Below are 8,449 nucleotides of genomic sequence, written 5' to 3'. Positions count from 1 at the left end.
GTATCGAGCCTGGGGCCATGCCGCCGCTGCACCGGTATCTCGGCAATCCTGTCCTTTCGACGATTGCCCGCTGGCTCCACCACTCTCCGATACATGATTTCCATTGCGGCATGCGCGGGTTTACCCGCGAAGCGTTCCGCAGGATAGGCGCGCGCTCGCCCGGGATGGAATTCGCCTCGGAGATGGTCATCAACGCCCATCGCGCGGGCCTGGTGATCCGCGAGGTGCCGATCAAGCTTTATCCGGACAAGCGCGGCCGCCCACCTCACCTGCGCTCGTTCCGCGACGGCTGGAGGCACCTGCGGCTGATCGTGGCCCATGCGCCCGACACCATGTACCTCATACCGGGGGCGACCTTGCTGGTAGCCGGTATTGCCGGGCTGTCGGTCCTCGCAGCCGGGCCTGTGCGGATCGGTGGCTGGTATTTCGGAATTCACTTCGTCGCGCTTTCCTCCATGGCGACGCTGATAGGCCTTTCGGCGATTTTGTTCGGTATGCTGGCCAAGGTGGCAATCGCTATCTATCAGCCAGTCCACGGGGGCCGAGTCGTGCCCTGGCTGATGCGTGGCAGCCCGTTGGAATGGCTGGTTTTTTCCGGCGGTGCGCTGGCGGTGGTCGGCTTTGTCGCAGACGCGCTGCTGGCGCTGCACTGGATATTTGTCGGTGGCCCGATGGAGCAGTCGGTGCACCTGACCTTTGTCACCACCACTGTCTGCGTGGCAGGTATGTCCATGGTGCTGTCCGGCTTCGTGCTCAAGCTGCTGCTTGATAATCTGGGTGACAGGCGTGCGATTTGACGGTTCGGCTGGCGCCCAAACTGAGGCTCGAACAGATGGCTCAGTGGACGAAAAGCCATTCCTGTCGGTGGTCATGCCGGTGCACGAAGGTGCGGCATGGATTGAAGCAACACTTGACTCGCTGGTTGCCGAGCCGGCCGGCAATCTGGAAATAATCGTCATCGACAGCACCCCGACGAGCGCTACGGCTGCCATCGTCGAGCGATTTGACCACCGAATACCGCTCCGGCTGCTTCAGCGACGAGACCTCACGCCCTGGCAGACGAAGACCAACTTGGGCGTCGAGCTAGCGACCGCTGATCACGTCTGCATCCTTCACCAAGACGATCTGTGGCTGCCCGGGCGCGTCGAGGCCGCCCGCCGCTGGCTCGATGGCTCGCCCGAAGTCGCGCTTCATTTGGCTCCGACCGCCATCATTGACCGCTACGGACACCGAGTTGGACGCTGGAACTGCCCTTTGCCGGCCGACAAGGTGCTCGGAGCTCAATTCTTGTTGGAGCGGCTGCTTGTGCAAAACTTTGTCTCTGTGCCCGCTCCGATATTTCGCCGAACCGCATGGCTGGTGTGCGGGGGCATGGATGAGAAACTCTGGTATACGGCGGATTGGGACATCTGGGCGAAACTCGCCAGTACCGGTCCAGTCGTTTATCACGACGAGGTCACGACGGCCTTTCGGGTTCACGGCAGTTCGCTTACTGTAACCGGGTCCCGTGACGTCAGCGAGTTCCGGTCGCAAATGCAAATTGTCATGGAACGCCATCTTCCCCAGCTTCCGGCTAGCAGCCGGCGCCTGGTTGAACCTACTGCCCGGGCATCGATCAGCGTCAATGTCTCGCTGGCCGCTGCATCGGGCGGTGACTTGAAGGCACTGGTGCGCGCGGCGCGTGTTGTATTCTCGCTCGGACCGGGCGGCATGAGGCGCTATTTGCGTGACTCGCGCTTGTGGGAGCGTGTCATTTGTCGGCTTCGGGCGAAACTGACAGGGGCTTTCTGACGCCAATGTCTGGTCCAGCTATGCCCAAGGATGAGCAGGGCGCGGGTCCCCGCAGAAGACCGCTTGTGGAACGAGGGTGGCGATACACGCTGGTGGGGCTGATATGCGCCATTGCGCATAACGCCATCATGATTGCGGTCGATCGCTTGGGGGGACACTACCTGCTGGGCATCCTGGTTTCGTTCGTGACTGTAACGCCGATCGGATACGCATTGCACAGCCGGTTCACCTTTGCCCAGCCACTTCGCTTGAATGCATTCACGCGTTTCGTAGGAGGCGTAGTGGCGGCTTATCCAATCTCGGTGGCCATGATGGTTGTCCTGTGTTCCGGCTTCGGTCTTAGTGTTGCGGTTGCCACTCCAATCGCCACTATCGCCCTATTCGTCTGGAACTTTGCCGCTGCGCACTGGGCCATCTTACCGCGTCTCTATCTGCTGACATCAGCCGTCCGCTTGAGAAACGAGGAGTAAGAATGCTGGCACCAGGTCAGGTTGCACGTAAGGTTCTTGGTCGCCATTTTGAGCCGCTTGGCAATGTCTATCGTCGTGTGTTCGTCAATCTCAACCTCATTGCCGATTTTCTTGATCGCGAATTGCCGAACGGCGCGAAGATATTGGATATTGGCGGCGGCGATGGCGCGCTTATCGAGCGGCTCCTAAATCGACGCCCTGACCTGGCGGTTACGATGTGCGATCTGGCTCCTTCAATCGGCACATTCTTAAGCGACGTAAATCGGGCGAGGGTTGAACTTCTGCCTGCGACTGATCTCGCCACCGTAACCGGGCTTTACGACGCCGTGACAATTTCCGACGTCATCCATCATGTGCCAGTCGATCAACGCGGCGCGTTCTTCAAGTCGCTGGCCAACAGCTGCGAACGCTGGGCTTGCCGGAAGATCATATTGAAGGACATTGAGCCGGGTGGCGTGCGCGCTTCGTTGTCGCTTCTTGCGGACCGACACATAACCGGAGACAAGCATGTCGTGCTGTTTTCACGCTCGGACTTTGCAGTCATGGCGCGACGGTATTTTCCGAAAGCACAGAGGGTATCGGCTTTGCCGGACTGGCCGAACTATTGCGAAGTGTTGACTTGGTAGTCTCTAAACCGATTACCCCGCGATCAATGCCACCGCCTCTCGGCCTGTGCCGCGGGTGTTAGACGCGATGCGTGCGGACTTACACGCCAGTCGAATTATTTGATCGCAATGGTGCTGAGCATACTAGCGATCCGATGACTCTCCGGGCGATCGACAAGCAATTTGTCGATGAACTTGAGCGGGAATGTTAGCGTCAACACAGCGCCTTTCGCCAACATGTAGCGGGTCCGACTCTCCCGACCCACAATCACCCCAACGTACTCGGAAAGGATGTTGACGATAGCGGTCGTCGGTCCCTGATGCGTCTGAACCTCAATGCTTCCAAACCGCCGAAGAAGCTGCTCGATCCCGTCCTTCGTGAAGTTGCAGTAATGAGCGGGGTAGCCATGATACGGAAACAGGAACGGATTGATGCACAGCAGCTTGCCTCCTGGCCTCAGGACGCGCAGCACTTCATCGACCACCGCAGCGGGATTGGGAACATGCTCGATCACGCTATCCAGAATGACGTAGTCGACCGAGTTGCTCGAAAGGGGGGTGTGCTCGATATTCGCGACGAGATCGACATTCGGTGCGGGGAACAAGTCTATATTGAGCACGTCCGAGCGGATGCGCCGAGCGCCGGAGCCGAACTCAATGACCATGGCATGTTCAGGCACCGACGCTAGAAACGAGTTCAGTGTGTCATGCGGTGAATACTCGCTTGTGACGAGTCGTTTCAGCGAATTGTAGAGGCGGGCGCGGGTGCTGGTGCCGGCATACACCTCTTCATGGAAGCTGGCGTCGAAGCCTTGCCTCGCCGGTGGCTCGACAAAGAACGGAATGCCCTGTCGTATGGGATAGATGGTGGAGCAAGACTTGCATGTTAGGGTAGTTGGGCCGGCCGCGAGCTCTGCATAGCAGGTTGGGCAGACAAGGCCCGACGTGAATTTGGATTGCAGCACGCGCTGTCCTTTCAAGTCTCCACGTTATTTGGGAGAGCAGGTTACCATGCATGTATATAGGCATTTCTTAACAGGCGAAGGCTAACAGTTGCTAAAGTCAAGTCGATACAAGCTAAACGGGCGGACTCGGTAAGAACCCACGATCCACATGAGCGACCAAGATAACGCAACGCGGTTCGGCACGGTGTTCGGGCAAGTAACCACTTTAACGCCGAGATGGAGTTGCCCTCTTCAAATTCGCCGGTCGCGGGCGGGGCGGTAGCGATCGGGGGGCGCAGTCGGCGGTATGCGGGTGGCCCTGTCTGAGCCAGGGTTTTGGTGGTATCTTGGACACGCAAGCACTTACACACAGATCAACCGAGCTATTCGGTCTCGGGCGGCGCAAGGCAATGATTTTTCTGGGCGTCCTGATCGCGCTCAAGATCATTTTGCTTTTCACCTTGGCTTGGAACGCTCGCTTCGTCATGGACGAATTCGTCCAGCTCGGATGGGCAAAATATTTCTCTGACGGCCTTTTCGATACGATCTGGCATCCCAAGGCGGTCGGTTATGCGATCTTCTACGAGATCGCCCACCTAATCGGCTGGGATGCCACGTCGATCCTGCTTGTCGGCCGCATCCAAACCGCCCTGCTGGCATGCGCGACCGTGGCCATGGTCTATGCCTGCGCTCGCGCGCTCGGGGAGGACCGGAACCGGGCTTTGATCATCGTCCTCATCCTCCTGTGCTTCTCGAATTTCATGGAGCGCATTTTTCGCACCATCGCCGAACCGCTGGCGGTGTTCTTCGCCGTGGCGGCGCTGCTGGTCGTCCTGCGGGCGCGTGAATTGAAGGGATGGCAGCTCGTCGCCGCTGGCGTCCTCAGCGGCCTGGCATTCCTCGCGACGCAGAAATCAATTTATTTCAACCTGGCACTCGGGCTCGGTCTGGTCGCCGACGCGGCTTTGATGAGACGCTACACGGCAGGTGTCGTGCGCGGCGCATGGCTCGTTTCAGGTTGGACTATTCCGATAATTGCCTACTGCTTCATCTTTGGCGGCGCCGACCCCATTCCGATTGCTAGGAACCTCATATTCGGCCCGATCGAGATCGCGGGGCGCGGGGGTGGTGACTATGGAGGGCTGAGGCGCTATGTATTGCAGACGCTTGCGCGCAATTATGTTCTTTACGTCCTCTGCTTCGCCGGCATGGCTCTGTCCCTAACGCAGATCATGAAGTTGGACGAACGAAGGCGCATTGCGCTGATCTTCTCCGTCGTCATCACGGTGCTGGTCTTCGCGCACGACCAGCCGTGGCCTTATGTCTTCATCATGGCGTTGCCGTTCATGTCGCTTTGGTCGCTGACAATGCTCGACGGCCTCGCGACCCGTGTGCTTTACCTGCGCATCGCATGGGCGGCGTTGGCCGCCGCCATTGCCATGAGCTTCGTCGTCAACCTGCTCTACCTTCGCATCGACAATGCCGCCCAACTCGAGCTGGTGGCGCGCGCGGAGTCATTGCTTGCATCGGACGAACGGTATTTCGACGGCATAGGAATGCTGCCCAACCGGATGGAGCCGACAACCTTGTGGCTCGACAAGCATTATGTGCTCAAGACCTTGCGGGAAAGCGGCCGCTCCGAAGCGTATAGTGTCTTGAGCAAGTCCCCGCCGAAGCTGATCCTCTGGTCTTACAGGATGGACTATATCTATCCGGTGGTCGCGCCTCTAATCTTGAACGGTTATGTCAGGATCGCGCCGAATCTCAGGATAGCGGGCGTCCGCCTTCAGCCCGGCGAGCGCAAGATTTTCGACGTTCCGATCGCTGGAAGCTATGCGCTTTACAACAAAGATGGCACTCAGCTGTCGGGGCAGGTCGACGTCGACGGCAAGGTGCTTGCACCGCCACTTCAACTTTCGCCCGGACCAAAGACCGTGACCTTGCACGACCCAGCAGGCGAGGCTTTGCTGTTGCCTACCGGTTTCTATGCCGGACGTTTCAAACCCGGTAGCGACAACGATCTTCTGTTTGAAGGCGTCTATGACTGAGCCGAGCGTCATCCAATCGGCGGCCTGACGACGCCGGTATGACGGACGTTGGCCAATTAGGGGGGGCGACTTCGGCCTCCTTCGGCGTCTTACGCTGCAAATTGAGCAGGTTGCCGGCCAGAATCAGCGCCGCGCCGCCGGCGGTGAAGATGTCGATCTGTTCGTGATAGAGCAGCCAGCCGACAAACGCCGACAGCGGTACGCGCAGGAAATCCATCGGCGAGATGAGGGTGGCGTCCGCATAGGCCAGTGCGCGCGCCATGCAGAAGTGTGACGACATGCCTGTGAAAGCGATCACCACGATCCATGGCCAAAGCGCGAGCGGCGGGTTGCGCCACTCGTAGAGCGCGGGCAGCAGGCCGAGCACCGACTGGATGATCAGCATCCAGAAGATAATGCGCACGACGCTGTCTGTCCTCGTCAGCGATTTCACCATGACCACCGAACAGCCGAAGCAGACCGCGGCGCCCAGCACGATGAGCTGCCCCGGGTTGACCGAGCTGACGCCTGGACGCACGATGATGATCACCCCGATCAGGCCGAGCACGATAGCCGTCAGCCTGGGCTTGGAGAGCCGTTCGCCAAGAAAACCGACCGCGAAAACCGCCGTCCAGATCGGTGTGGTGAATTCAATGGAAATCAGCACGGCGAGCGGTATCAGCGTCAGCGCATAGAGCCACGCCGCCTGGCCGGTATAGTGGATGACATTGCGGGCGATATGCGTGAACGGGCGTTGCGTGAGCATCGCCGGGAAACCGCCGCTTGTCATCACCAGCGGCAGCAGGATGAAGAAACCGATCACCGAGCGCAGCTCCAGCACCTGGAAGACGTTGAGATCGCTGGTCGTGGCGCGGCCGGCGACGGTCATCGCCAGGAAGGAGGCGATTGACAGCGCCATCCAGAATGCGGCTTTGGGGATCGAGGGAGCGGGTGCCATTTGGGCCTCTATCTCGCAAGCCCAGACCTGGGCTGCAACCGTTAGCGGCGTCATTCCACTGGGCCAGGGATTCGTGTCAAAAAACAGTCATCGCCGCGGCGGAACCTGACGCCTGGGCATCCGTTAAGCCCATGCCTTCCGTCGGCAGGAGCCGGCCAAACCGTTTCAAACTCTTCCTGGAATGGTACTAGTGATCGCGAGAGGGGAACATCTTGATGAAATCGACCGCCGCCTTGCTGGCCGCCGCCTGTCTTTTGTGCGCGACCGGCGCGCATGCCGATGAGGCGGCCTTCCTGCGTACGCTGCAGGGTGAGTTTTCCGGCAAGGGAACGCTCAGGATCAGGACGAACACGCCGGTGATGAACATCAACTGCACCTTCACCTCGGACGCGACGGCGGACTCGCTGTCGCTTGATGGCACCTGCCGCGCACTGCTGATCATGTCGCGCGAGATCCGCGCCGACCTGAAGGTCAGCGGGGCGAGCTACACCGGCACCTATATCGGCTCGCGCAGCGGACCCGCCGGGCTCAACGGAAGCCGCAAGGGCGATGCGATCGACCTCGACATCCATTGGGCGAAAGTCGTCAATGGCGACCGCGACGCGGAGCTGACGGTTGAAAAGATCGGGCCGGACAATATGCGCATGACGGTGACCGACATGGATCCGGCCACCGGCAAGATGGTGGTGACCAGCCGGATCGATCTGAAGCGCAACTGACCTTTGCTTTGACGCAATTCCGGACGGAAAACCGCTCACACTTTTCCTGGAATTGCTCGAAACCTCAATCCTCCAGCGGCTCGGGCGGATTGGCGGCGCGGCCCTTGCCGAATGTATAGCCGGTCTCGACGGCTTTCCTGCCGAACTTGTCGCGCAACGTGTCCATCGCGCCTTCGGCCAGCGCGCGCTTGCGCGACTGGATGTCGACCAGGTCGGGCGGGTCGGCCTTGTCGTCATTGGAGAGATCGCTGACGCCGATGCCGAGCAGGCGGAACTTCGTGCCGTCGGCTTCGCGGCGCAACAGGTCGAGGCCGGTCTGGAAGATGCGGTCGGCAAGGCGCGTCGGATCGCCGAGCTGGCGGTTGCGGGTGCGAAGCTTGAAATCCTGCGTCTTCAGCTTCAGCACCACGGTGCGCCCCGCAATGCCGGATTTCTTCAGCCGGGCCGAGACCTTTTCCGACAGGCCGCGCAGCACCGGCACCAGTTCCGACAGGGCGCCGATATCATTATCGAAAGTGGTTTCGGCCGACACGCTCTTGGCGTCGCCGCCGGGGTCGACCGGGCGGTCGTCCTCGCCGCGCGAGAGCCGGTAGAGCCGGTCGCCCATGACGCCATAACGGCGCATCAGGTCGCCGCGCTCCATGCGCTGCAATTGCGCGATCATGCGGATGCCGTCGCGCTCCAGCGTCGCGGCCAAAGCCTTGCCCACGCCCCAGATCAGCGTCACTGGCTGTGCGGCGAGAAAGCTCGGCGCCTCCGCTTCGCCGATCACGGAAAAGCCGCGCGGCTTGCGGAAATCCGAGGCGATCTTGGCCAGGAACTTGCAGTAGGAAAGGCCCGCCGAGACGGTGATGCCGAGTTCCTTTTCCACCGTCTGCGCGAAGCGCGCCAGCACCAGCGCCGGCGGCATGCCATGCAGCCGCTCGGTGCCGGCG

Annotated in this window: 10 protein-coding genes and 1 pseudogene; 7 read left to right on the top strand and 4 right to left on the bottom strand. The window is 60.3% G+C overall.

Annotated elements, in window-relative coordinates:
* From EOA27_RS12025 to EOA27_RS12010, 4 genes and pseudogenes are all read left to right on the top strand, one after another.
* Positions 1-797, top strand: a pseudogene (locus EOA27_RS12025) (glycosyltransferase family 2 protein); the annotation flags it as partial.
* A 43-nt stretch (positions 798-840) separates the two neighbouring features.
* A complete protein-coding gene (locus EOA27_RS12020; protein ID WP_245467033.1) occupies positions 841-1,791 on the top strand; it encodes a glycosyltransferase in 951 nt (316 codons plus the stop codon).
* A 5-nt stretch (positions 1,792-1,796) separates the two neighbouring features.
* Positions 1,797-2,261 carry a GtrA family protein gene (locus EOA27_RS12015; protein ID WP_126082379.1) on the top strand — a complete coding sequence of 155 codons (465 nt, stop codon included), beginning with the start codon at positions 1,797-1,799 and terminating at the stop codon, positions 2,259-2,261.
* 2 nt (positions 2,262-2,263) lie between these two features.
* On the top strand, positions 2,264-2,887 hold the full coding sequence (locus tag EOA27_RS12010) for a class I SAM-dependent methyltransferase (RefSeq protein WP_126082380.1): 624 nt from the start codon (positions 2,264-2,266) through the stop codon (positions 2,885-2,887).
* A 95-nt stretch (positions 2,888-2,982) separates the two neighbouring features.
* Here the strand turns inward: EOA27_RS12010 and EOA27_RS12005 are convergent, their stop codons facing one another.
* Positions 2,983-3,846: a methyltransferase domain-containing protein gene (locus EOA27_RS12005; RefSeq protein WP_127256270.1), complete on the bottom strand. Its 864-nt coding sequence runs from the start codon at positions 3,844-3,846 to the stop codon at positions 2,983-2,985.
* Between the two features lie 347 nt (positions 3,847-4,193).
* On the bottom strand, positions 4,194-4,406 hold the full coding sequence (locus tag EOA27_RS12000) for a hypothetical protein (RefSeq protein WP_126082382.1): 213 nt from the start codon (positions 4,404-4,406) through the stop codon (positions 4,194-4,196).
* Positions 4,407-4,610: 204 nt separating this feature from the next.
* Between EOA27_RS12000 and EOA27_RS11995 the strand changes: the two genes are divergently transcribed.
* Complete coding sequence (locus EOA27_RS11995) at positions 4,611-5,858, top strand: hypothetical protein (RefSeq protein WP_210214147.1); 1,248 nt, start codon at positions 4,611-4,613, stop codon at positions 5,856-5,858.
* On the opposite strand, the gene EOA27_RS11990 is transcribed toward EOA27_RS11995, so the two are convergent.
* Positions 5,809-6,756, bottom strand: a complete 948-nt coding sequence (locus EOA27_RS11990; protein WP_245491072.1) for a DMT family transporter — start codon at positions 6,754-6,756, stop codon at positions 5,809-5,811. The genes EOA27_RS11995 and EOA27_RS11990 overlap by 50 nt on opposite strands.
* On the opposite strand from EOA27_RS11990, the gene EOA27_RS42070 reads away from it, so the two are divergent.
* Complete coding sequence (locus EOA27_RS42070; RefSeq protein WP_245491073.1) at positions 6,644-6,904, top strand: hypothetical protein; 261 nt, start codon at positions 6,644-6,646, stop codon at positions 6,902-6,904. The genes EOA27_RS11990 and EOA27_RS42070 overlap by 113 nt on opposite strands.
* 106 nt (positions 6,905-7,010) lie before the next feature.
* The gene (locus EOA27_RS11985) at positions 7,011-7,514 is read left to right on the top strand and encodes a hypothetical protein (protein WP_126082385.1); all 504 of its coding nucleotides are present in this window, start codon (positions 7,011-7,013) and stop codon (positions 7,512-7,514) included.
* 64 nt (positions 7,515-7,578) lie between these two features.
* Here EOA27_RS11985 and EOA27_RS11980 read toward each other — a convergent pair.
* Positions 7,579-8,449 (bottom strand): DNA polymerase IV (locus EOA27_RS11980; protein ID WP_127256264.1); only part of this gene is annotated, 871 nt, incomplete at its 5' end.

The organism is Mesorhizobium sp. M2A.F.Ca.ET.037.01.1.1 (genome assembly GCF_003998075.1).
Taxonomy (GTDB): Bacteria; Pseudomonadota; Alphaproteobacteria; order Rhizobiales; family Rhizobiaceae; genus Mesorhizobium.
This window is presented reverse-complemented; position numbering and strand designations above follow the sequence as displayed.

What these genes read in the sequence shown, in the direction of transcription:
- EOA27_RS11985 (WP_126082385.1), top strand. Translation starts at nt 7,011, where the DNA reads ATGAAATCGACCGCCGCCTTGCTGGCCGCCGCCTGTCTTTTGTGCGCG.
- EOA27_RS11990 (WP_245491072.1), bottom strand. Translation starts at nt 6,756, where the DNA reads ATGGCGCTGTCAATCGCCTCCTTCCTGGCGATGACCGTCGCCGGCCGC.
- EOA27_RS12010 (WP_126082380.1), top strand. Translation starts at nt 2,264, where the DNA reads ATGCTGGCACCAGGTCAGGTTGCACGTAAGGTTCTTGGTCGCCATTTT.
- EOA27_RS42070 (WP_245491073.1), top strand. Translation starts at nt 6,644, where the DNA reads ATGAAGAAACCGATCACCGAGCGCAGCTCCAGCACCTGGAAGACGTTG.
- EOA27_RS12015 (WP_126082379.1), top strand. Translation starts at nt 1,797, where the DNA reads ATGTCTGGTCCAGCTATGCCCAAGGATGAGCAGGGCGCGGGTCCCCGC.